This is a genomic window from Mesorhizobium sp. B4-1-3 (genome assembly GCF_006439355.1).
Lineage (GTDB): Bacteria > Pseudomonadota > Alphaproteobacteria > Rhizobiales > Rhizobiaceae > Mesorhizobium.
Map to the genome: position 1 here is coordinate 1 of NZ_VFTG01000007.1, position 21797 is coordinate 21797.

Annotated in this window: 23 protein-coding genes; 17 read left to right on the forward strand and 6 right to left on the reverse strand. The window is 64.0% G+C overall.

Features of this window, described 5'->3' with window-relative positions:
* On the forward strand, positions 1 to 727 hold a 727-nt coding region (locus tag FJW06_RS30075; RefSeq protein WP_181178234.1), incomplete at its 5' end, for a hypothetical protein.
* A gap of 107 nt (positions 728 to 834) precedes the next feature.
* Here FJW06_RS30075 and FJW06_RS11425 read toward each other — a convergent pair.
* On the reverse strand, positions 835 to 1485 hold the full coding sequence (locus FJW06_RS11425) for a hypothetical protein (protein WP_181178236.1): 651 nt from the start codon (positions 1483 to 1485) through the stop codon (positions 835 to 837).
* Between the two features lie 486 nt (positions 1486 to 1971).
* On the opposite strand from FJW06_RS11425, the gene FJW06_RS30080 reads away from it, so the two are divergent.
* Positions 1972 to 2433, forward strand: a complete 462-nt coding sequence (locus FJW06_RS30080; protein ID WP_181178238.1) for an HXXEE domain-containing protein — start codon at positions 1972 to 1974, stop codon at positions 2431 to 2433.
* Between the two features lie 637 nt (positions 2434 to 3070).
* On the opposite strand, the gene FJW06_RS11435 is transcribed toward FJW06_RS30080, so the two are convergent.
* The 3 genes from FJW06_RS11435 to FJW06_RS11445 form a co-directional block, all read right to left on the reverse strand.
* Positions 3071 to 4504, reverse strand: coding sequence for an aldehyde dehydrogenase family protein (locus FJW06_RS11435; RefSeq protein WP_140751624.1), 1434 nt, complete (start codon positions 4502 to 4504; stop codon positions 3071 to 3073).
* A gap of 170 nt (positions 4505 to 4674) precedes the next feature.
* A complete protein-coding gene (locus FJW06_RS11440) occupies positions 4675 to 5058 on the reverse strand; it encodes an ACT domain-containing protein (protein WP_140751626.1) in 384 nt (127 codons plus the stop codon).
* 82 nt (positions 5059 to 5140) lie between these two features.
* Entirely contained in the window at positions 5141 to 5554 is a 414-nt protein-coding gene (locus tag FJW06_RS11445) for a GNAT family N-acetyltransferase (protein ID WP_246674580.1), read from the reverse strand.
* A 354-nt stretch (positions 5555 to 5908) separates the two neighbouring features.
* Here FJW06_RS11445 and FJW06_RS11450 point away from each other — a divergent pair, with 354 nt between their 5' ends.
* Complete coding sequence (locus FJW06_RS11450) at positions 5909 to 6961, forward strand: YeiH family protein (protein WP_246674595.1); 1053 nt, start codon at positions 5909 to 5911, stop codon at positions 6959 to 6961.
* Positions 6962 to 6986: 25 nt separating this feature from the next.
* Here the strand turns inward: FJW06_RS11450 and FJW06_RS11455 are convergent, their stop codons facing one another.
* Entirely contained in the window at positions 6987 to 7496 is a 510-nt protein-coding gene (locus FJW06_RS11455; RefSeq protein ID WP_140751628.1) for a GAF domain-containing protein, read from the reverse strand.
* Positions 7497 to 7585: 89 nt separating this feature from the next.
* On the opposite strand from FJW06_RS11455, the gene FJW06_RS11460 reads away from it, so the two are divergent.
* The 7 genes from FJW06_RS11460 (at position 7586) to FJW06_RS30910 (ending at position 14544) form a co-directional block, all read left to right on the forward strand.
* Positions 7586 to 8014: an NUDIX domain-containing protein gene (locus FJW06_RS11460; protein ID WP_140751630.1), complete on the forward strand. Its 429-nt coding sequence runs from the start codon at positions 7586 to 7588 to the stop codon at positions 8012 to 8014.
* Complete coding sequence (locus tag FJW06_RS11465) at positions 8011 to 8988, forward strand: GlxA family transcriptional regulator (protein ID WP_140751632.1); 978 nt, start codon at positions 8011 to 8013, stop codon at positions 8986 to 8988. The genes FJW06_RS11460 and FJW06_RS11465 overlap by 4 nt, the downstream gene beginning before the upstream one ends.
* Before the next feature lie 148 nt (positions 8989 to 9136).
* Entirely contained in the window at positions 9137 to 10435 is a 1299-nt protein-coding gene (locus FJW06_RS11470; protein ID WP_140751634.1) for a Xaa-Pro peptidase family protein, read from the forward strand.
* A 26-nt stretch (positions 10436 to 10461) separates the two neighbouring features.
* Complete coding sequence (locus tag FJW06_RS11475) at positions 10462 to 11139, forward strand: isochorismatase family protein (RefSeq protein WP_140751636.1); 678 nt, start codon at positions 10462 to 10464, stop codon at positions 11137 to 11139.
* Positions 11136 to 12113 carry an alpha/beta hydrolase gene (locus FJW06_RS11480; RefSeq protein WP_140751638.1) on the forward strand — a complete coding sequence of 326 codons (978 nt, stop codon included), beginning with the start codon at positions 11136 to 11138 and terminating at the stop codon, positions 12111 to 12113. The genes FJW06_RS11475 and FJW06_RS11480 overlap by 4 nt, the downstream gene beginning before the upstream one ends.
* Before the next feature lie 425 nt (positions 12114 to 12538).
* Positions 12539 to 14179, forward strand: a complete 1641-nt coding sequence (locus FJW06_RS11485; protein ID WP_140751640.1) for an ABC transporter substrate-binding protein — start codon at positions 12539 to 12541, stop codon at positions 14177 to 14179.
* A gap of 164 nt (positions 14180 to 14343) precedes the next feature.
* Positions 14344 to 14544: a hypothetical protein gene (locus FJW06_RS30910; protein WP_348644028.1), complete on the forward strand. Its 201-nt coding sequence runs from the start codon at positions 14344 to 14346 to the stop codon at positions 14542 to 14544.
* Between the two features lie 16 nt (positions 14545 to 14560).
* Here the strand turns inward: FJW06_RS30910 and FJW06_RS11495 are convergent, their stop codons facing one another.
* A complete protein-coding gene (locus FJW06_RS11495; protein ID WP_140751642.1) occupies positions 14561 to 15424 on the reverse strand; it encodes a hypothetical protein in 864 nt (287 codons plus the stop codon).
* A gap of 142 nt (positions 15425 to 15566) precedes the next feature.
* On the opposite strand from FJW06_RS11495, the gene FJW06_RS11500 reads away from it, so the two are divergent.
* The 7 genes from FJW06_RS11500 to FJW06_RS11530 are packed head-to-tail and all read left to right on the forward strand — an operon-like array spanning position 15567 to position 21786.
* On the forward strand, positions 15567 to 16193 hold the full coding sequence (locus FJW06_RS11500) for a DUF4129 domain-containing protein (protein ID WP_140751644.1): 627 nt from the start codon (positions 15567 to 15569) through the stop codon (positions 16191 to 16193).
* The gene (locus FJW06_RS11505; RefSeq protein WP_140751646.1) at positions 16190 to 17404 is read left to right on the forward strand and encodes a DUF4350 domain-containing protein; all 1215 of its coding nucleotides are present in this window, start codon (positions 16190 to 16192) and stop codon (positions 17402 to 17404) included. The genes FJW06_RS11500 and FJW06_RS11505 overlap by 4 nt, the downstream gene beginning before the upstream one ends.
* Complete coding sequence (locus FJW06_RS11510; RefSeq protein ID WP_140751648.1) at positions 17391 to 18344, forward strand: MoxR family ATPase; 954 nt, start codon at positions 17391 to 17393, stop codon at positions 18342 to 18344. Before FJW06_RS11505 ends, FJW06_RS11510 begins: the two co-directional genes overlap by 14 nt.
* Entirely contained in the window at positions 18341 to 19645 is a 1305-nt protein-coding gene (locus tag FJW06_RS11515) for a DUF58 domain-containing protein (RefSeq protein ID WP_140751650.1), read from the forward strand. The genes FJW06_RS11510 and FJW06_RS11515 overlap by 4 nt, the downstream gene beginning before the upstream one ends.
* Positions 19642 to 20658, forward strand: a complete 1017-nt coding sequence (locus tag FJW06_RS11520) for a stage II sporulation protein M (RefSeq protein ID WP_140751652.1) — start codon at positions 19642 to 19644, stop codon at positions 20656 to 20658. The genes FJW06_RS11515 and FJW06_RS11520 overlap by 4 nt, the downstream gene beginning before the upstream one ends.
* Positions 20645 to 21523 (forward strand): RDD family protein, encoded by an 879-nt coding sequence (locus FJW06_RS11525; protein WP_140751655.1) that lies wholly within the window; start codon positions 20645 to 20647, stop codon positions 21521 to 21523. The genes FJW06_RS11520 and FJW06_RS11525 overlap by 14 nt, the downstream gene beginning before the upstream one ends.
* Complete coding sequence (locus FJW06_RS11530; RefSeq protein ID WP_140751657.1) at positions 21520 to 21786, forward strand: hypothetical protein; 267 nt, start codon at positions 21520 to 21522, stop codon at positions 21784 to 21786. The genes FJW06_RS11525 and FJW06_RS11530 overlap by 4 nt, the downstream gene beginning before the upstream one ends.
* Positions 21787 to 21797 lie beyond the last annotated feature (11 nt).

The following is a 21797-nucleotide window of genomic DNA, read 5'->3' on the forward strand; positions in this document are numbered from 1 at the left end:
AAAAGAGCGTGCGGAGCAGACCGCAGCCGAGACGGCGCAGGCTCTGACACGAGAACGCGCTTCCGCAGCATCGACCCGCGAGGACCTCGATAAAGCCCGCCTCGATCGCGACGCGGCTGAACAGGAACGGGCCAAGGCTGTCAAAACAAAAGAGCGTGCGGAGCAGACCGCAGCCGAGACGGCGCAGGCTCTGACACGAGAACGCGCTTCCGCAGCATCGACCCATGAGGACCTTAATAAAGCCCGCCTCGAGCGCGACGCGGCTGAACAGGAACGGGCCAGGGCTGTGTCAGCAAGAGAGCGTGCCGAGCAGACCGCAGCCCAGACCGCGCAGGCTCTGACGCGGGAACGCGCTTCCGCAGCATCGACCCGTGAGGACCTTAATAAAGCCCGCCTGGAGCGCGGCACGTCCCCAGCACCTTCAGGAGAGGTCGCAAGGCTGAACGAAGCTCTGGACAACCAGCGCGAAGCCACTATTTCTCTGGCCCGCGAGCTGGCTGCCAAACGCGCGGACAATGACAAGCTCAGGACTGAGCGCCGCAGTGCGCAAATTGAGCCGCCGCTGCAGCCTCGCTCTGGCCGCGCATCGGCCGGCACCGGTCAGATGAAGGCTATCAGCCAGAAGACGACTACGCGCAGCAAGCTTCGCAACTCCTCGCGGGTGGTCCGCGTGCGTACTTTCACGCTTCCCTTTGCCCTCCGGCCAATGCACCCGACGTCGGATTGAATTCAAAATGATCGCGACGGTGAAGGCTCCAGTCATTGGCCTGCACCATTCGCAACACAGAGGCCCGGAAAAGGGGGATAGATTCGCAAAGAGTTCCGCGCTCTGCGCTATGTCAGACCGATCACGCTGCCTTTCGCGTTCAATTCGCACCCGACCGGCGCCTGGCGCGTCTCCACCCGTCCCTGATGCATATAGTCGATGCTGACCTGAATGGGGGCCGAGATCTTGCGTTGGCTCAACCGACGTATGGAACCTGCGCTGCTGACGCGCACCCTGGCCGCACCAAATTTGGCGGCGGCCTGCTCGATTGCGACCTGACAGGCGCGAACGACCTTATCCGGGACACCGGGCAGCGCTTCGATCGGGTGGACTGCTGATGGAACAGTGTTGTCTTCGAGAGGCTGCAGGGCGGGCGGGAGGTCGAGCGAATGTCCGCCGCCTGTGGACAGGTCGACAATGGCAGCTGGAGTTGACGGTATTGAGGCCGTTGGAGTGGTGCTGATCCCGTCATCGTTCGACGACGGACTGCCGCTGTCGCCGACGGGGTCGCCGGGATCGCCGGCAGGTCCTTTGCCCTTGCCTTCGCCCTTGCCTTTGCCGCCGTTGTCATGGCTGCCATGACCTCCATCACCACCCTGATGCCCGCCACCATCATGCCCTCCGCCGTGCGGGCCGGCGGCTGCAGTTCCAGCACAAGCTACCGCGATCGAACAAGCGAATGCAAAACAAGCCAAGCTGAATCCAAGAGATTGACGCACGGTAGTCTCCAAAAATGCGCCCAGCCGTGCTTGCGCGGCATGCGGTCAGAATGTCTAAACCGCCGCTGCCCCAAGGCAAAAAATCGCGAATACGGTGCCCATGGAATTAACTAGTGGATGAATCCGCTGCATCAAGGATGCTGTTGGGGGCGATCGATAGCGGCGACACAGCAATTTTCCCAAGACCCAGAAACCACAACGCCGCAAGTTATCGCGGGGATGTTCCAGCTCCTTCTCCCCTGCTCGCCTCGACCACAACGTCCCCGTTTCTCACCGCCCTCACCTCCGACGGACCTTCCGCCGCGGGGGCGCATTTTTGCCGCCCCTTCGCCTACATCGGCGACCAGCCGAACGCGTCCTTGGGGTGCTCCGGCTGGCATGCTAACTCTACACCTCGCGCAGGGAATTCCTTCGCTAGAGCCCCTGAAAGATGGAGAAGCTATTCGCTGCGGCGTGAACCTGCTCACTCTAGATGCGAGAGAAGTCATGCAATTCTACCGCGAGAATTGGTTCAACTTCGGGGTGCTGTTCGTCGCGCTGACCTTCGTCATGGCGTTGGCCGCCAACAGTCTCGACCATATTCAGGTCATCTTGATTTACAGCTTCATGGCCCTACTGGTTCACCAGTATGAGGAATATGCGGCACCCGGAGGCTTTCCGTCGATCTTTAATATCGCGCTGAGCGGGGAGAAGGTGGTGCCGGAACGCTATCCGCTCGACACCAATCAGGTGCTGGTAACTAACGTCTACATAGCCTACCCGTTTTATCTTGCTGCGATTGTGTTTCCGAGCCTGATCTGGCTAGGCGTGGCGCAGGTCATATTCGGAACCTTGCAGGTCATCATCCATGGTATTGTCATCAATCGGAGGCTCGGAACCGTCTATAACCCCGGTCTTGCCTCGGCCCGGCGAGTTCACGCGACAGGTCAGCTTGAACGCTTTCGATAAGCCCAGCCAGAAGAGCCATAGCCGAGAGGTGACATGGAATTTGTCCAGGAATGCTTTTGGGCGGCCTTGTCGTCTGAGCGATAATGGCCCAGCGGCTAGGTCGCATCTGCCTCCGGAAGACACCAGCGGGCTACCGAAAACCGACAGTTGGAAAGATACCCATCTAAAACGCCAGGCAACGGCAAAGGGGTCAATGGGTATGCCAATCTCTGGCTTAATGGACGAGGCTACTACAACGAGGAATACCTCGCAAACAGCGTGAAGCATCGCGAGCTTCGCAACGACTTAATGCCGGACCTACGGACCGGAAGCACCGCGATCTTGCGACGGTCGAAACCGACGGAAACCGGCGAGCGCTCGGTGACGGACATTGGCCTGCTCACCTACGTCGAGGGTAGACGGGAAGCGATGCAAGGCCGTCGAGTTGTTCCAGGATACGGCCGACCAATGGCGAACCTTCCTTGTCGAGGAAAGGCTGTTCGAATTCCGGCCCGAAGCGCCTGAAGACGAATAAAGCCCGCCGTGGTGAGCGGCGGGCTTCTGGTCGGCATCGAGAATCGGGCCGGTTAGGGTTCCAGCGTCACCATGTCGTCGGCCGGATCACGGAAGAGCAATTCGCCTCTTCTGGCCGCGAGCCCTACTCCGCCGCCTCGTACCCCGCGATGCCCTTGATCTCGAGGAAATCCTCCAGGCCGTATTCGGCATATTCGCGCCCGTTGCCGGATTGCTTGTAGCCGCCGAAGGGCAGGCCTGCGTCCCAGGGCGGGTAGTTGATGTAGACATTGCCGGAGCGCATGCGCGCGGCAACCTCGCGCGCCTTCTCGATGTCCTTGGCCTGGATGTAGGAGGCCAGGCCGTAGACGGTGTCGTTGGCCTGCTCGACCGCCTGCTCGACCGTATCGTAAGGCATGATCGACAGCACCGGCCCGAAAATCTCCTCCCTGGCGATACGCATGTCGTGCGTGACGTTGGCAAAGACGGTCGGGCGGACATAGTAGCCGCGATTGAGCTCGACCGGGCGGCCGAGGCCGCCGGCGACCAGCGTGGCGCCTTCGTCGATGCCGCTCTGGATCAGGTTCTGGATCTTGTCGAACTGGATCTGGCTGACTACCGGACCGAGCTTCGAGGTAGGCGCGTCGGCCGGGCCGACGGTGAATTTCTCCGCCGCCTTCTTGGCGTAGCCGGCCGCTTCGTCGTGACGGTCACGCGGCACGAACATGCGGGTCGGCGCGTTGCAGGACTGGCCGCTGTTGGAGAAGCAGCCGGCGACGCCCTTGGTGACGGCCCGCTCCAGATCGACATCCGGGAACAGGATGTTGGCCGACTTGCCGCCAAGCTCCTGATGCACGCGCTTGACCGTATCCGCCGCCGCCTTGGCGACCAGGATACCGGCCCGGGTCGAGCCGGTAAAGGACATCATGTCGACATCGGGATGGCTGGCCAGCGCCTGGCCGACGGTCGGGCCATCGCCGTTGACGAGGTTGAAGACGCCCTTCGGCACGCCGGCCTCGTCGATGATCTCGGCGAAGATGATGGCGTCGAGCGGCGCGATCTCGGAAGGCTTGAGCACCATGGTGCAGCCGGCGGCAAGTGCGGGGCCGACCTTGCAGGTGATCTGGTTGAGCGGCCAGTTCCACGGCGTGATCAGGCCGACGACGCCGATCGGCTCCTTGACGATGAGCGAGGAGCCTTTGACGTGGCGGAACCGGAAGATCTTCAGCACCTCGGCCATCTTTTCCAGATGCGCCTGACCGACGCCTACCTGGCTGTCCAGCGCCATCTGGCGCGGCGCGCCCATCTCGCGGGACACGGCGAGCGCGAGGTCCTTGCTGCGCTTCTTGTAGATCTCGATGACGCGGTTGAGGATATCGAGCCGCTCCTCGACCGAGGTGAAGCCGAACGTCGCGAAGGCGCGCTTGGCGGCGGCCACCGCTTTGTCGACATCCGTCTTGGAACCCAGCGAAATCTGCGCGAAGGCGTCTTCGGTCGAGGGGTCGATAACGTCGAGCATGTTTGACACGACCGGGTCGACCCAGGCGCCATCGATATAGAACTGCAAATTGTGGGACATGGTTTCGCTCCCTGGGCCGGCGTTGCTCGATTGCGGTGAGGTGGTCGTCGTATATCGTCAGAAATAACGATGCGGCATGCACTCTGTCAAACGCAAGCTTGAGCGATTGAGCCAGAACGTCAGGCGTTGCGCCAGAGCTGTGCGGCCGCGACAATCTGGATGGAATGAGGCTAAAGTAACGTATGCCCTGCTTCGCGCAGCAAGCGTATCGCCGCGGGCCTGTCCGAGGCCTTCACCAGCAGGTGGTCGCCGTCGAAGGTGGACACCACGAAAATGCCAAGGCCGTTCTCCGACAGCGGCCGAACGACCGACAGGACGATGCCGGTTTCACCGAAGGCGAAGGGGCCTTCGAATTTGAAGGCGACCCAGTCGCTATCCTGCCTGACGGCAGCCGGTACGCGCTCCTGCAAGCAGGCGATCGACAGTTCGTCCTCCGTCCTGCTGATGCTGACGAAGCCTGGCCCGTCCGCCCAACCGGGAATGCCCTCTCCAGCCTCAAGCCTTGAAATCGCATAAAGACCGGGGAGTTGCTTCAATCTGATCCGGGCAGCCATTTCGTTGGACTCCGTCGCTGGTTTACGCGGTCATGGAAGGTTCTTGCTCATATAGACGGTCGTGCCGTTCATGAAGGGCTCCTCACGATCGATCGCATAGCCGAGCCTTTTGTACAGCAACACATTTTGTCACGAAGGCACCGTTGGTCAGCAGGCGAAGTTCGCGAAAGCCTGCTTCGACGGCCGTGCGCTCGGCGCTTTCAAGCAGCTTGCGCCCGATACCCCTGCACTGCGCCTCGGAGGCCACGGCGACGTTCTCGATCCACATATGGTCGTCATGCGCGATGGTTTCGATCAGGCCGACGATGCGGCCGTTCTCCATAGCGAGATTGAATTGGTGCTCCTGAATCGCCTTGTCGTAATCGGCGCGCATCGGCAAGGGCTCACGGCCGATCACCGGCACCCATTTGGCATAGGCTTCGCGCACGATGTCGCGGATGGCGGCGGCATCCGCCGCCTCGGCCGGCCGGAACCGGATGGAAGAATCGATGGTCATTGCAAAGCTCCAGATATGAAAACCCCGCCGGCTGAAATCGCGGGCGGGGCAGGAAACGAACGAACCGGATCTATCGTATCAGGTTTTATCGTCGCGCAATCAGCCTGCCGCTCCGCACTCGGCGAAGGCGGCGTCGCTTGGCATTGGCGGGCGCGAGGGTAGCCATCGCGGCAAGCTGGAGGAGGAACCGGCAAGCGTCAAGGCTCGGCCGGTGCCGGTCATTAGGCCAATCCGTTGGCGGCTCGCCAATCGTTCGTAGAAATCGATCATTATAACCCGAATAATTCGTTGGAAAGATTGGTTCCGGAATGGCATTCCGGCGCCGAACACGTCTGGAGAATTCGATTGTCTTTCCTGCCCGCCACCACGAACGATCTTCCAGATCACCTGAACTCGGCCGCCGCCGGGCGCAGGCACCCTGCCCTGACCGCGATCTCGGCCGGCATTATGCCGGGACTGGTTCTGGTGGCGATGATCACCTGCGTTGCCTATTCGGCGCGCGGCTTCTCCGGCCTCACCTTGTTCAGCCCGATGATCCTCGCCGTCGTCTCCGGCATGATCTATTCCAACGTGCTCGGCCTTCCCGCCCATGCCAAGGCCGGCATCGCCTTTTCGCAAAAGCGCCTGTTGCGCTTCGCCATCGTGCTGCTCGGCTTCCAGCTCACGCTCGGCCAGGTGGCGGGCATCGGCCTCGGCGGTGTCGGCATCGTCGCGACCACGCTCGGCGCCACCTTCCTCTTCACCGTCACGCTTGGACGGCTGATCGGCGTCGACCGTAAGCTTGCGCAACTGATTGCCGCCGGCACCTCGATCTGCGGCGCCTCGGCGATCGTCGCCACCAACATCGTCACCGACGCGCGCGACGAGGACGTCACCTATGCCGTCGCCGCCATCACGCTGTTCGGCACCATCGCCATGCTCGGCTTCCCGCTGCTGGCACCCGTGCTTCGGCTCGACCAGCATGCTTTCGGCCTATGGGCAGGCGCCTCGATCCATGAGGTGGCGCAGGTGATCGGCGCCGGCTTCCAGAACGGCACGCTTGCCGGCGAGACCGCGACCATCGCCAAGCTGACGCGCGTCGCCATGCTGGCGCCCATGGTCATCGCGCTCGGCCTGATGGCGCGGCGCGGCAACACGGACGCTTCCGGCGCAAAGCCGCCGATGCCCTGGTTCATCGCGGCCTTCGTGGCCGTCGTGGCGCTGAACAGCCTGGTCGCGATCCCGGCGCAGATCCATTCGGCGATCGCCTTGGCCGCGCAGATCATGCTGACCATGGGCCTCGCCGCCATGGGTCTGCAGGCCGGCATTTCGGAGCTTCGCTCGCGCGGCCTGCGGCCGCTGATGCTGGCCTTCTCGGCCTTCATCTTCATCGCGGGGTTCAGCCTAATGCTGGTGAGAATCGCGTAAGGCGGGCCGAGACCAGCCTCACCTCTCAGCCCTCGTCATCATCCTCGAACTCGCAGGCCGCGACATAGATCGCGGCGAGCTTTTCGATGCCGGCCTGGTCCTCCTTGTCGAAGCGGCCGGGCAGCGGACTGTCGAGATCGAGCACGCCGAAGGCGCCTTCGGCGTCGCGCAACAGCACGACCAGCTCGGAGCGCGAATCGGCATCGCAGGCGATGTGGCCGGGAAATTCGTTGACGTCCTTGACCAGCATCGACATGTCGAGCTCGATGGCCTTGCCGCAGACGCCCTTGCCGACGGCGATGCGCACGCAGGCCGGCTTGCCCTGGAAGGGGCCGAGCACCAGCTCGTCATCGGAGGCGAGGAAGTAGAAGCCCGCCCAGTTGAGGTCGGGCACCATCTGGTAGATCAGCGCCGCGGTGTTGGCGGCATTGGCGACGGAATCGCCCTCGCCTTCCAGCAGTGCTTTCAATTGCGTGGCCAACTCCTTGTAAAAGGCAGGCTTGTTCTTCGTGTCGATGGCGGTTGCCGCGAACATTCGTGTGGTCTCCGTTGCAAGCCGGCCGCGCGGCCGGCTACAGTTCACCTCTCTGTGCCACCAAAATCGCCGCCGGGAAACAGCCTATCGTGACTTCCAGCCATTCCAGAACAGTGACGGCCAGGACGCTCCGCATCGCCGCCGCCGTGATCCGCGACGACGGCGGCAGGCTGCTTCTGGTGCGCAAGCGCGGCACGAGCGCCTTCATGCAGGCCGGCGGCAAGATCGAACCGGGTGAATTGCCGGCCGCAGCCCTGGCGCGCGAATTGCGCGAGGAGTTGGGCATCGCCGTCGATCCGGCCGCGGCCTTCCATCTCGGCTCCTTCTCGGCGCCCGCCGCCAACGAGCCAGGTGCCCGCGTCGAGGCCGAGTTGTTCGAGCTTCCCATCACCGGCCAGCCGGTTCCAGCGGCCGAGATCGAAGAGATGATCTGGCTTAACCCGGAGGCGGCGGCCGGCATCGAACTCGCGCCGCTGACCGCAACCTTCGTCCTGCCGCGCTACGGCCGCCAACCATGAATTCACGCAACGTGGAAAAACAGGCGGCGGGCGGAACGCCCCTCACCTTCGCGGTGCTGGTCTTTCCCGGCTTTCCGATGATGGCGTTCTCCTCCGTCATCGAGCCGCTGCGCGCCGTCAATATCCTTGCCAAGCGCGATTGCTACCGCTGGGTGATCGTCGGCGCCGATCCCGGCACGGTCGAAGCCTCCAACGGCGTCGTGATCCAGCCCGGCTTTTCCGCGGCGGACGCGCCGAAGGTAGACCGCATCGTGGTGTGCTCCGGTGGCGACGCCGATTATGTCGTGGCCGATGAGGCGATGAGCTGGATCCGCAAAAGCCTGCGTGGCGGCGCGCATATCGGCGCTGTCGCGGACGCCGCCTTCTTCCTCGCCCGCGCCGGCCTGCTCGACGGCCATGCCTGCACCTTGCACTGGACAAGCCAAGCGGCCTTTACCGAGGCTTTCCCGGATATCGAGCTTCGGCGCGACCTCTTCGTCATCGACCGCAAGCGTTTTACGTCTGCCGGCGGCGTCGGCAGCCTCGACATGATGCTGGAGATCATCACGCGCGACTACGGCGCCGAAATCGCGGCAGGCGTCGCCGAATGGTTCGTGCATTCGCCGCTGCGCTCCAGCGTCGACCGCAAGCTGATGCCGCTGAGGTTGCGCACCGGCGTCCAGAACGAACTGGTGCTGTCAGCAATCGCCATCATGGAGGACGCGGTCGAGGAGCGGCTCGGCATGGCGGAGCTGGCGGAACGGCTCGGCGTGTCGCCCGACAAGCTGGAGCGCAATTTCCGGGCTGAGCTGGATGTCTCGCCCAATGGATATTACCGGAGGCTGCGGCTGAAGCGGGCGGCCGATCTCTTGGCACATTCGACGCTGATGGTGCGCGACGTGGCTCTGGCCTGCGGGTTTGCGTCGATGTCGAGCTTTGCAAGGGCGTTTCGCGAGGAGCACGGGCACGCGCCGAAGGCGATGCGGAGGCATTAAGTGGCGCGCGCTGCTGCGCGATGAAACGCAGGCGGGAATGATCACGGCGCCGCTCGTTCGCCGTGCGGCATCCGGCACGACAATCGCGGAATTCCGCACAAGCTGAAAACCCTGCCCGGCTATGGTCTCCGCAACAGGAGACCTTCTGATGAGCATCGTCGTATTCGATCCCGACAGCACCGAGGATGTGGACTTCAAGGACCGCATGCGCCACCCGGCCGCTGCCGATCCGGCCGGAGGCATGTGGCTATCCGACACCGAGCCGTCCTTCATCGACGCCGATGCGCTGCGCAAGGGGCGGTTGGCCAAGCTGCGCGCCTGGATGCGCGAGGCGGGCTATGGCGGCGTCGTTTTGTTCGATCCCTATAACCAGCGCTACGCCACCGGCTCGCGCAACATGTTCGGCTATTTCCTGCGCAACTCGACGCGGTACTTCTTCATCCCGACCGAAGGGCCGATCGTGCTGTTCGAATATCCGCAGAGCTACCACGTCTCCATGGTGCTCGACACGATCGACGAGGCGCGGCCATCCAAGCTCGTCTGGTCTTCCGTCTCCGGCCGCGACGACGAGACGGCCGGGCCGTTCGCCGACGAGATCACCGAGTTGCTCAAGAAGCATGGCGGCGGCTCGATGAAGCTCGGCCTCGACCGCTGCAGCCATCTGCAGGCGCTGGCGCTCGAAAAGCGCGGCTGCGAGGTCAAGGACTGCCAGGGCGAGATCCTGGCGGTGCGCGCGGTCAAGACGCCCGAAGAGGTAAAATGCCTGCTGGCCTCGATGGCCGGCGCCGAGGCCGCGGTGGCAGCGGTGCGCGAGGCGATCAAGCCAGGCGTTTCCGAAAACGAGCTCTTCGCCATCATGTATCACGAGGTGATCCGCCAGGGCGGCGAGTTCATCGAGACCCGCCTGCTCACATCCGGGCAGCGCACCAATCCGTGGTTCAACGAGGCGAGCGGTCGCAAGATCAGGCCGGGCGAGCTGGTCGCGCTCGATACCGACACGATCGGCTGCTACGGATATTATTCCGACTTCTCGCGCACTTTCCGCTGCGGCCCGGGCAAGCCGACGCCCTATCAGAAATCGCTCTATCGCATGGCGCACGACCAGGTGCAGCACAACATCTCGATCGTCAAGCCCGGCATGGCCTTCCGCGAGATCGCCGAGAAGGCATGGAAGATCCCCGACCGTTTTGTGGACCAGCGCTACACTTCGGTTATGCACGGCGTCGGCATGCATGGCGAGACGCCGTTCATCGCCCATTCGATGGACTACGAGACCTATGGCCGAGACGGCATCATCGTGCCGGGTATGGTGGTCAGCGTCGAAAGCTATATCGGCGAGAAAGGCGGCCGCGAGGGCGTCAAGCTGGAGGACGAGATCCTGATCACCGAGACCGGCACGGAACTGCTTTCGCGCTTTCCGTATGAAGACGAATTTCTTGACAAGTAGCGCCCACACATCGACAGCACATTCCAATGAAAACGCCCATTTCAATCCGGCGCGGCACGGTGGCCGCGGTGTTCATCGATCTCCAGGAGGAGCATCGCAAGGACAAGCGCTATCTGGTCGAGGGATTTGGCGATATCCTCGCCAATGTGCAGCGCCTGCAAGAGGCGGCGCGGCGGAATTTCGTGCCGCTCTATCACTGGGCCTATATCGTCGACCTCGCCGAGGCGCGGCCATTTCATCCGGTCGACGAAAGCGGCAAGTCGGCCTTTTCCGACAAGGACGATCCGCTGACGGCGATCTGCCACGAAGTGGCGCCGCAAGGTGGCGAAGTGATGCTGGTCAAGCAGGAAGCCAGCGCTTTCGGCAGGAACGATTTCGCCGACAAGCTCAAGGCCTCCGGCATCGAATGGCTGGTGATTGCCGGCGTCTGGACCGAGGCCTGCATCGACGCCACGGTGAAGGACGCGGTGGCGCGCGGCTTTCGCGTGCTTTTGGTCAAGGACGCCTGCGGCAGCGCGAGCGCCGCCATGCATCAGACCGGCATCCTCAACCTCGCCAACCGGCTCTATGGCGGCGCCGTCGCCAACACGCTCGATGCCTGCCGGCTGATGGCCGGCGACACTGTGAACGTCTGGCAGGTCGAGGGCTCGGTGCCGCTGCGCTTCACCTTCGACAACGCGGCGCGGCTTTACGCCGAGCTATGACGGCAGTGGCCGGCGACCCAACCGATCCGGCGAGCCGCGGCAAATATGCCGACCGGCTGGATCCGGAACTCTGGGACTATATCGACCGGGTCAACAGCTGGTACCCGCCCGAGATCGTCGCCGCGCCCATTGTCGAGCAGCGCATGGTCTACGACCGGATGTGCGTGGCCTTTCACCAAGGACATCCCGAAGGCGTGACGACCAGCGACGGTCTTGTCGCCACGGCGGCGCATACTATCCCGGTGCGGCGCTATCGCATGGTGGGCAACGCTGCAGCGGCGATCGTCGTCTATTATCACGGCGGCGGCTTCGTGCTCGGCAATCTCGACAGCCATGACGACATCTGCGCCGAGATCTGCGCCGGCACCGGGTTCGAGGTGGTCTCCGTCGACTACCGCCTGGCGCCGGAGCATCTTCATCCCGCCTCCTTCGACGATGCTTTTGCGGCGTTCAAATGGGCCGCCTCGACCAGCGCGCTGCCGATCGTGCTTTGCGGCGAAAGCGCCGGCGGTAACCTGGCCGCGGCAGTGGCGCAAGCGACGCGCCGGCAGGAACGGGACGCCGTTGGCCAGGTGCTGATTTATCCCGGTCTGGGCGGCGACGAAACCTGGCGCTCCTATGTCGAGCATGCAGAGGCGCCGCTGCTCAGCGTCAGCGACATCGAGTTCTACCGGCGTATCCGCTCCGCGCCCGGGCAATCACAGGACGATCCAACGTTCTCGCCGCTCAGGGACCGCGATTTCTCCGGCCTGCCGCCGACGATCATCGTCACCGCCGAATGCGATCCGCTGTCCTCCGACGGCGAAGTCTACCGCGACCGCATCCTCGCCGCCGGCGGGCAAGCGTGGTGGCGCGAGGAGCCGAGGCTGGTACACAGTTTTCTGCGGGCAAGGCCGACCGTTCCGCGCGCGGCGGAGGCGTTCGCGAGGATTGTTGCTGATGTTCACGCGCTCGGCGCAGCGACGGAGCGCTGATCTTTCCCCTGGAGTCTTGAGAGAGAGATCCTGCAGGGCAGAGAGCCGGTGAAGGATCGCGGCCCCGGAAGATCAAGGTTCCTCGCCGCAAGAAGTGGGGAGAGGTGGCTCGGCGAAGCCGAGACGGAGAGGAGAGCGCCCTACGAAGGCCCCCTCTCCGTCCGCTTCGCGGCCACCTCTCCCCCGCCTTCGGCGGGGGTGAGGAACCTAAGCTTGGTTACCTGCGGAACAGCGCACAAGAACTGCGGAAAACCAAACATTTCCTCGCCGAAAGCGGACCTATCATCCGCTGGCAGGCAACGGCGCCCTGGCGGTCGCATCCGTCCCCGCGCCTGGCGATCCCGGGGCGACCGTTGGCTTCGTGCAAGTGCTCGCCCCAACAGACCGCCGCGCGGGCAACGTGCGCCAACACAGAGGGAACGACGATGAAATTCATGCTGACCGACAGAAAATTGCACCCGCGCGCTAGGCCGATCGCCGACGATTTCAAGAAGGGCGCGATCAGCCGGCGCGAATACCTGGCGCTGATGGCCGGCTTCGGCGTCAGCGCCGCCGGCGCGATGGCGCTGGGCGGAATCGCTCCCTCGCCTGCCCGCGCCGCCGAGCCGAAAAAGGGCGGCATGCTGCGTGTGGCGATGAACGTCAAAGGCTTCAAGGATCCACGCACCTTCGACGGCGTCGAGATGTCGAATGTCGCGCGCCAGTGCAACGAATATCTGGTGCGCTGGAACACAGACTTTTCTTTCGAGCCCTGGCTGTTGGAAAGTTGGGAGACCAGCGATGACGCCAAGACGATCACACTTCACGTGCGCAAGGGCATCACCTGGTCGAACGGTGACACTTTCAACGCCGACGACGTGATCCACAACCTCAACCGCTGGTGCGATGCCTCGGTCGCCGGCAATTCGGTCGCCGCCCGCATGGGCGCGCTGGTCAACGCCGACACCAAGAAGCCGGTCGACGGCGGCATTCAGAAGGTCGACGACTACACCGTCAAGCTCAACCTGCCCAAGCCCGACATCTCGCTGATCGCCGGCATGGCCGACTATCCGGCGCTGATCATGCACCGCTCCTATGAGGGCGATGCCGACCCGAAGACGGCTTTGGCCATCACGACCGGTCCGTGCGACCTGGTGAGTTGGGACGCCGAGACCGGCGCGGAGGTGAAGCGCAAGGACAAGCCCTGGTGGAAGGGCGAATTCTACCTCGACGGCATCAAATGGGTCGACTACGGCTCCGACCCCAACGCCACGCTGTCGGCCTTCGAATCCGGCGAGATCGACACCGACCACGAAACCGCGTCGGATGCCGTATCGCAGACCGAAAAGATGGGCCTGCAGAATTCCGAGATCGCCACCGGCTCCACCATCGTGGCGCGCTTCAATGTCTCCAACGCGCCTTATGACGACATCAAGGTGCGCCGCGCAGCCCAGCTGGCCGTCGACAATGCGGCGGTGCTGAAGCTCGGCATCGACGGGCGCGGAAAACCCGCCGACAACCACCATGTCGGCCCCATGCATCCGGAATTCGCCGATATCGGCCCGGCTAAACCCGATGTCGAACAGGCCAAGAAGCTGATGTCGGAATCCGGCAAAGCCGACCACGAATATGAGCTGATCTCGGTCGACATCGAATGGCAAAAGAGCACCGCCGACGCGATCGCGGCGCAGATCCGCGAGGCAGGCTTCAAGATCAAGCGGACCGTGCTGCCGGCCGCCACCTTCTGGAACGATTGGGCCAAGTTCCCTTATTCCTGCACCGAATGGCTCGGCCGCCCGCTCGGCGTCCAGGTGCTGGCTTTGGCCTATAAATCGGGCGCGGCCTGGAACGAAAGCGCCTATGCGAACAAGGAGTTCGACGAGCTGCTCGACAAGGCGCTGGCGACACCGGACGCGGCCCAGCGCAAGGAGATCATGGCCAAGATCGAGACCAATTTGCGCGATAGCGGCATCATCATCCAGCCCTACTGGCGCTCGGTCTACCGCACCTATCGCAAGGGCGTGCAGGGCTGCGAACAGCATCAGGCCCTCGAGCAGCATTTCGAGAAAGTCTGGCTGGAGTCCTGATCCTCCCAGGACTGAGCGGCCGGCGCGACCTTCCAGTCGCGTCGGCCGCTTGCCATTGCCAAGCGATTGCCTTTCAGCTCAGATTGCGCGGGCCCTCCCCGCCGGCGCGGAATCTCAAGACCGGCGCGCCGGCGCGGAATTCCGATGTAATCGAGGCGCTGGAGATGTGCGAACGTCCGATCCGGCTGTCGGACGAGGCAGGTACCGCGTCCCACCCGGCCGCCCTGCATTTGCATATTCACCTGCTCGAAATGTCGACGCAGCCCGAACTCGGCATGCGCTCGGCGGAGAGGCGGGCGCGCTGCGACGTTCCCTACGAAGGCCCGGCCGGAATCTCCGGCCGCGCAGGATTGCCCATGCCTTGAAGCCGATCCTTGCGGTCTACGAGAAGATCTCCGCCAGCTCGTCGACACTGGTGCCTTCCTTGACCCGACGCAGCTCGACATAGGTGACCGCGATAGCCACCGAGATCACCGCGGAGAAGATGGTCGACAGCAGACTGCTGCCGACCGCGCCAACGATGATCCCCCTGGTGGTAACTCCGCCGCTCAGCACGGCAGCTTGGAACAGCAAGGTGAAAATTACCTGAAGCGCCATTGCCGCTATGCCGATGACCAGAAACAGGAAGAATATCCGCCAGCGGCTTCCCTTCGTCAGAGTTCTGCTTCGTGAAATCGCGGCGAAGACACCGGGTCTTTCCTGCACCACGACGGGCACAGCGACCGATATGCTGATCAACCACATAGCTATGGGAACCATGCCCAGAAGCGCGATAACCCCGCCAACGATCGGTATGATCATTGCGACGACACCGAGCACTAATACCGCCAAAACCAATGCAAGAATGATTACGAGGCCAGTTCCAAGCGTGGGAAAGAAACTGCGCAGCGCGATCTGTATGCAGTCGCCAATTGCCGGGCGCTTGCCGTTCAGATCCTCGATTGTGGCTCGCACCAGCGCAGCTTGCGCGAGAAAAGCCAGGGCCAGAAGGACCAGACCAGCGACTAGCGAAACAACACCGTAAGTCCCTATGGTCGACCTTTCGAAGGTGGCGATATCGCCGCTGCCTGTCATCCTGGCAACCTGCGTGAAGTTCCAGATATTGTATAACAGCGCAGGCAGCATCGAAAAAAGGCCGACGATAGCCGTTAACGTAGCGAAGCTGCGACCGATAACCGAAAAAGTATTGCTAAAAGCCCGGCCGATGCTGAATGTCTCCGAGCGGCCGCTCGCTATGGAAGCCATTTTTGTATCCCCCGCTACTTTAAATCGAAAAATTGGAAAGTATAAACCACCAACATTGATACTTGCGGCTGGGCCCGCTTGCAATTGTCATGGCGTATTGCCAGTGTCGGCCCCGAACCGCAGGTTGCAGGGGAACGAGCGGGTGACGGCCGCAGGGACGGAAGACGCCGGACGGCTGGCGCAGTTGCACAAGCAACTGCTGGCCGACGATTCGATCCAGTTCGGGCTGCCGGCCTATGTGCGGTCCGAGCCTCCCGAATGGCTGAAGCCGTTTCTGGACGGCCTGGCGAAGCTCGGTCCGTATATGATCTACCTGTTCTGGGGCGCGGTGATCACCGGCGTCGCGATCATCGCTTTCCTGCTTCTCCTCGAGGCCAAAGGCATTGCCTGGCGCCTGCCCTGGCGGCGCAAACGCGAAGAGACCGAAGCGAAGGAGGAATGGCGCCCTGACGCGGAAGCTGCCCAGATCCTGCTCTCCGAGGCCGATGCGCTTGCCGCACGCGGGGAATATGACGAGGCGGTGCATCTTCTGTTGCGCCGCAGCGTCGCCGACATCGCCACGCGATTGCCCGATTTCCTTCGCCCGTCGCTGACCGCACGCGACATCGCGGCGGCGGGGTCGATCCCCACCCGGCCCCGCGCCGCCTTCAGAGAGATCGCGCGCATCGTCGAGGCGGCCTTGTTTGCCCGGCGTCCGGTCGGCGCCGAGGGCTGGCGGCAGGCGCGGGACGCCTATGAGCGTTTCGCCTTCCGGGACGCCTGGGCATGACCGCGCAGATGACAGGCGCAGCGCAAGAACCGTTCAGCCGCAAAACCCTGTTCTGGGGCATTTTCGCCAGCCTGCTGGCGGCCGCCGGCTTCTTCCTGCTCTCCACCTATGCGCCCGATTTCCGCGAGCCCGCGGGCGGCGCCACGCCGCTTTCGAAGGGCGGCACCGGCTATGCCGGGCTTGTTGAATGGCTGAAGCTGGCCAATGGACAGGCGCCGCCGATGGAACGCGGCGAGAAGGACCTGGAGTCCCCGCTGGCTTCGACCTTCCTGCTCATCGTTACCATCGCGCCGGGCAGCGACCCGGCCGCGCTCGATCGGCTCATCAAGGCGCGATCGGGCAAGGACACGCTGTTCGTCCTGCCGAAATGGCAGACGTTTCCCCTGCTGGGGCATGATGGCTGGGAGACCAAGGTCGAGAGGCTGCCCAACAGCATCGTCAACGATTGGCTCGGCCGCATGGCCAAGGCAAAGCTCGGCGAGGCGAAGAACACGCTCCCGCGGATCAATATCGCCGGCCGCATGGTGCCCGCGCCGGACGAGTTGCAATGGGTGGCGGACGACCATCCGCTGATCGCGGCGGACGACGGCAGGGCGATCCTGACCGAGCTCGACAACGAACCCTTCTACATCCTCACCGATCCCGATTTCATCAACAATGCCGGACTGAAGGACGAGCAGACGGCGGCCGCCGCGCTCGACATGATCGCCATGATCGAACCCGCCAAGGGCGCCGTCATGTTCGACCTGACGCTTCACGGCATCGGCGGCAACTACGATCTCGCCAAGCTGCTGATCGAACCGCCCTTCCTGGCTTTGACGTTCTCGGTGCTGGTGGCGGCCGCGCTCGCCTTCCTGCACGGGCTCGGCCGCTTCGGTCCGCCGCGCACGGAAGTGCGCGCCATCGCCTTCGGCAAGCGGGCGCTGGTCGACACCACGGCGATGCTGTTGAAGCGCGCCGGGCGGCTGCAAGGGCTCGGCGACCGATACGCGGCGCTGATGCGCCAGCGCGCCGCTGCCCTGCTTGGCGCGCCGCACGGGCTGCAGGGCGAGGCGCTCGACCGCTGGCTCGATTCCCGCGACAAGAGTGAAGCGCATGGCTTCACCACCCGGTTCAAGGCAGTGAACGATTCCAACAGTTTGGCCGGAATGCATGAAGCAGCGGAAAAGCTGCATGACTGGACGGCAAGGAGGCTCGGTGAACGTCGATGAAGTGAAGGTCCTGGCGAACGCGATCAGGGAAGAGGTGGCGAAAGCGATCACCGGACAGCGCGATACCGTCGACCTGATGCTGACGGCTTTGTTTGCCGGCGGGCACATCCTGCTCGAAGGCCCGCCGGGCACCGCCAAGACCATGACGGCGCGCTGCTTCGCGCAGGCGCTGGGCGTCGCCTATGGCCGCATCCAGTTCACGCCCGATCTGATGCCCGGCGACATCGTCGGCTCCAACATCTATAATTTCCAGACCGGGCAGTTCACGCTGACGCGCGGCCCGATCTTCTGCGACCTGCTGCTCGCCGACGAAATCAACCGCACGCCGCCGAAGACGCAAGCCGCCCTGCTCGAGGCCATGCAGGAACACGCCGTCACCTTCGACGGCACCACGCACTCGCTCGGCCGGAATTTCATGGTGATGGCGACGCAGAATCCGATCGAGCACCAAGGCGTCTATCCCCTGCCCGAAGCGCAGCTCGACCGCTTCCTGTTCAAGCATCGGGTAAGCTATCCGGATCTCAAGGAAGAGCGCGCCATCATCGTCCATCACGGCGGCTCGGCGTCGCACGATATCGAGCAATACGGCATCAAGGCGCGGACCGACCGCAAGACTCTGGAAGCCGCGCTTGCCACGGTCGGCGGCGTCACGTTGGTCGACGATGTCGTCGGCTATATCGCGGCCCTCGTGCGCGGCACGCGCGAAAGCCCCGACCTGGAAGTGGGAGCGAGTCCACGCGCGGGCGCCATGCTGGCGCGGGCCGCGCGCGCCAGGGCGGCGCTCGACGGCCGCAACTATGTCATCCCCGACGACGTCAAGGCGCTGGCCGTGCCGGCACTGCGCCATCGTGTGGTTCTCTCGCCGGCCGCCCAGATCGACGGGCGGCTGGTCGAGCAGATCGTGTCCGACCTCGTCGATCATACGGAAGCGCCGCGTTGATCTATCCGAGCGGACGAGCGGTCTGGGCAGCGGCGGCGGGGGCGATCCCCGCCTTCCTGATTGCCCTCGCGCTGCCGCATGTCTGGTATCTCGGCCTGTTGTGGATCTGCGTGCTGCTGGCCTTCCTGGCGGTGGATGCGGCCGCGGGCAGAGGCCGCGCCTCGCTCGACGCCACGCTGACGGCGCCGCCGCAGGTGGGCATCGGCGGACGCTTCACACTGCACATCGCCGCCGGTGTCGGGGCAAGGCTGCGGCGCCTGCAGGCGCGTGTCGGGCATGACCAGCGTTTGCAACCGGTCGCGGGCACCGGCGGCGCGCTGCCGGCCAATGGCGGCACGCTCGACCTCGAATTCGAGGCCATCCGGCGCGGCATCGCCAGCTTCGACCGGCTCTGGCTGCGCTGGCAGGGCCCGTTCGGCCTGGTGTGGAACCGGATCGTGCTGCCGGTCGACCGCAAGGTCGCGGTGCTGCCCAATGTCAACAGCGCGCGCGACGAGGCGATCACGCTTCTGCAGCGCTCCGCGCTTGCCGACGGCCATGCGCAGAAGCGCGCCGGCCAGGGCCGCGAGTTCGAGGCGCTGAAGGATTACCAGCCCGGCATGGGCCGGCCCATGATCGACTGGAAGCGCAGCGCCCGCCACGGCAAGTTGCTCGCGCGCGAATTCCGCATCGAGGAGAACAACAACATCGTCCTGGCCATCGACAGCGGCCGCCTGATGTGCGAGCCCGTCGACGGTGTGCCGAAGGTCGACCGCGCGGTGACGGCGGCGCTTCTGTCGGCCTTCATCGCGCTCAAGGGCGGCGATCTCGTCAGCCTGTTCTCCTTCGATGCCAGGCCGCGCGTCTCCAGCGGCGCGGTGCGCGGCTCGTCGAGCTTCACCATGATCCAGAAGCGCGCCGCCGAGATCGACTATTCGACAGAGGAGACCAATTTTACTCTCGCGCTGACCACGCTTTCGGCCAGGCTCGACCGGCGCTCGCTGGTCATCGTCTTCACCGATTTCGTGGATCCGATCAGCGCAGAGCTGATGTTGCGCACCGTAGGCCGGCTGACCGAGCGGCATCTGGTGCTGTTCATGCTGATGAAGGATGTCGAGCTTGAAACGCTGGCCGACATGGCGCCGGCTGCGCCCGAGGATGTCGCCCGCTCCGTCATCGCCGGCGACCTCTTGCGGCAGCGGCAGGTGGTGATCGGCAGGCTCAGGCTGCTCGGCGCGCATGTCATCGAGGCCGACCACCAGCGGCTCGGCCCGGCACTGGTCGAGCGCTACATTCAGCTCAAGGAGGAGAACCTTCTATGACGCTGTCCGCCGGCACCGACGCGGTTCGCCAGTCGCTGGCAAGCTTCCGCCAGGAGCGCGAGGCCGACTGGAAAGCCTTCGAGGCGCTGCTGGCGCGCGTCGAGAAGCGCGCGCCGCGTGCGCTGTCGGAAGACGAGTTGCTGTCGCTGCCGCTGCTCTACCGCTCGGCGCTGTCCTCGCTTTCGGTGGCGCGCGCGACCTCGCTCGACAGCGCGCTGATCGCCTATCTCGAGGCGTTGTGCCTGCGCGGCTATTTCTATCTCTACGGCGCGCGACGATCCTTGAGGACGCGCATCGGCGACTTCTTTCTGCACGACTGGCCGGCCGCGATCCGCGATCTGTGGCGCGAGGTGTGGACGTCCGTCGGTTTGACGGCGATCGGCGCGATCGCCGGCTATTGGCTGGTCGCCTCCGACAAGCGCTGCTACGACGCCATCATCGTGCCGAGCCTCGCAGGCGGGCGCAATCCGGATTCGTCGGCCGAGGCGCTGCGCAGCGTGCTTTACGGCGGCGGCGACCATTTTCTGTCGGGGTTCGCCGCGTATCTGTTCACGCACAATACGCAGGTCTCGATCCTGGCCTTCGCGCTGGGTTTCGCCTTCGCCGTGCCGAGCGTGCTGATCATCCTGATGAATGGCTGCATGCTCGGCGCCATTTTCCAGATCTATGCCGCCAAGGGCCTGGGCTTCGAGCTCGGCGGTTGGCTTTCGATCCACGGCACGACGGAGCTGTTCGCCATTGCGATTGCGGGTGCCGCCGGCATGCGCATCGGCACCAGCATCGCCTTTCCTGGCGAGTTGACCCGCATGGCGGCTGCCGCCCGGGCCGGTCGCGTCGCGGCGACCGCCATGATCGGAGTCACGGTGATGCTGCTTTTCGCCGGACTGCTCGAAGGCATCGGCCGGCAGACGATCACCAGCGACCTCGCCCGCTATTCGATCGGCGGCGCCATGCTGGCTTTATGGCTCTGTTATTTCTACCTGTTCCGGATGGTGCGGCATGGCGACCGCTAGGACGGCGAAGGTCAAAAACCCAGCAGTGCTGATACGCCCGCTGGTGACGCCGGAAGGAGTCGACCTCCGGGTCAAGCTGGCCGACGCCGGCACCCGCGCTTCGGGCTTCCTGCTCGACGTGGTGATCATCATCGTAGCGGCGGTCGTGGTAAGCCTCGTCGCGCTGTTCGGCCTTGGCGGGCTTGGCATACAGGATGCCGAACCGCTGTTCATCGTCTGGATCATCTTCGTCTTCTTCCTGCGCAACGTCTATTTCATCGCCTTCGAGGCGGGACGGCGGGCAGCCACACCGGGCAAGCGCATGGTTGGCGTGAGAGTCGCGTCGCGCAGCGGCGCGGGCCTCATGCTGGACCAGGTCATCGCGCGCAATCTGATGCGCGAGATCGAAGTGTTTCTGCCGCTGTCGATCCTCGCCGCGCGCGCCAGCGCCGATGTCGCCGACACGCTGACGACCATCTTCGGCCTGGTCTGGGCGCTGCTGTTCTCGCTGTTTCCGCTGTTCAACCGCGACCGGCTGCGGATCGGCGACCTGCTCGCCGGCACCTGGGTGGTCGAGGCGCCGAAAGTGGCGCTGGTCGAGGATCTGTCGCTGCGCAAGGATCCGGTCGCGGCGCGCTTCCAGTTCAGCGCCGTCCAGCTCGACGCCTATGGCATCGCCGAGCTGCAGAAACTGGAGGAAGTGCTGCGCCGCGACGACTATTCGGCGTTGAAGGCGGTGGCGGAGACAATCGGCCGCAAGATCGGCTCCAGGGTCGAGCCGATCGATTCAAAGGCCTTTCTCACCGCCTATTACGGCGCGCTTCGCGCGCATCTGGAACGCAAGCTGCTGCTTGGAAATAGGAAGGCGGATAAATACGCGCGATGACGACAACGATATCCGAGCTAGAACTTCAGGAAATGGAAGCTCGAGCGGCAGCTGCCCAACCTGGGCCGTGGAAATCTTTGGTCGAGGGCCGAGACTTCCTAAGCGGCTCAAATATCATCCTGACCGGTGAGAGCGGCGAGGACATTGAATTGTCCGGTGCCACAATTGCGGATCAGGATTTCATCGCCGCTGCTCGGCAAGACGTCCCTCGCCTGATCGCGGAAGTGCGCATTCTGCGCGCACTTCTCAACCAGACCAAATAGAAGCCTCGGCG

Excerpts from the sequence above, each read along its gene's own strand:
- FJW06_RS11525 (WP_140751655.1), top strand. The coding sequence starts at position 20,645 with ATGGCGACCGCTAGGACGGCGAAGGTCAAAAACCCAGCAGTGCTGATA.
- FJW06_RS11505 (WP_140751646.1), top strand. The coding sequence starts at position 16,190 with ATGACCGCGCAGATGACAGGCGCAGCGCAAGAACCGTTCAGCCGCAAA.
- FJW06_RS11530 (WP_140751657.1), top strand. The coding sequence starts at position 21,520 with ATGACGACAACGATATCCGAGCTAGAACTTCAGGAAATGGAAGCTCGA.
- FJW06_RS11455 (WP_140751628.1), bottom strand. The coding sequence starts at position 7,496 with ATGTTCGCGGCAACCGCCATCGACACGAAGAACAAGCCTGCCTTTTAC.
- FJW06_RS11440 (WP_140751626.1), bottom strand. The coding sequence starts at position 5,058 with ATGGCTGCCCGGATCAGATTGAAGCAACTCCCCGGTCTTTATGCGATT.
- FJW06_RS30080 (WP_181178238.1), top strand. The coding sequence starts at position 1,972 with ATGCAATTCTACCGCGAGAATTGGTTCAACTTCGGGGTGCTGTTCGTC.
- FJW06_RS11470 (WP_140751634.1), top strand. The coding sequence starts at position 9,137 with ATGAGCATCGTCGTATTCGATCCCGACAGCACCGAGGATGTGGACTTC.
- FJW06_RS11485 (WP_140751640.1), top strand. The coding sequence starts at position 12,539 with ATGAAATTCATGCTGACCGACAGAAAATTGCACCCGCGCGCTAGGCCG.
- FJW06_RS11445 (WP_246674580.1), bottom strand. The coding sequence starts at position 5,554 with ATGACCATCGATTCTTCCATCCGGTTCCGGCCGGCCGAGGCGGCGGAT.
- FJW06_RS11520 (WP_140751652.1), top strand. The coding sequence starts at position 19,642 with ATGACGCTGTCCGCCGGCACCGACGCGGTTCGCCAGTCGCTGGCAAGC.
- FJW06_RS11495 (WP_140751642.1), bottom strand. The coding sequence starts at position 15,424 with ATGGCTTCCATAGCGAGCGGCCGCTCGGAGACATTCAGCATCGGCCGG.
- FJW06_RS30910 (WP_348644028.1), top strand. The coding sequence starts at position 14,344 with ATGTGCGAACGTCCGATCCGGCTGTCGGACGAGGCAGGTACCGCGTCC.
- FJW06_RS11480 (WP_140751638.1), top strand. The coding sequence starts at position 11,136 with ATGACGGCAGTGGCCGGCGACCCAACCGATCCGGCGAGCCGCGGCAAA.
- FJW06_RS11435 (WP_140751624.1), bottom strand. The coding sequence starts at position 4,504 with ATGTCCCACAATTTGCAGTTCTATATCGATGGCGCCTGGGTCGACCCG.
- FJW06_RS11465 (WP_140751632.1), top strand. The coding sequence starts at position 8,011 with ATGAATTCACGCAACGTGGAAAAACAGGCGGCGGGCGGAACGCCCCTC.
- FJW06_RS11475 (WP_140751636.1), top strand. The coding sequence starts at position 10,462 with ATGAAAACGCCCATTTCAATCCGGCGCGGCACGGTGGCCGCGGTGTTC.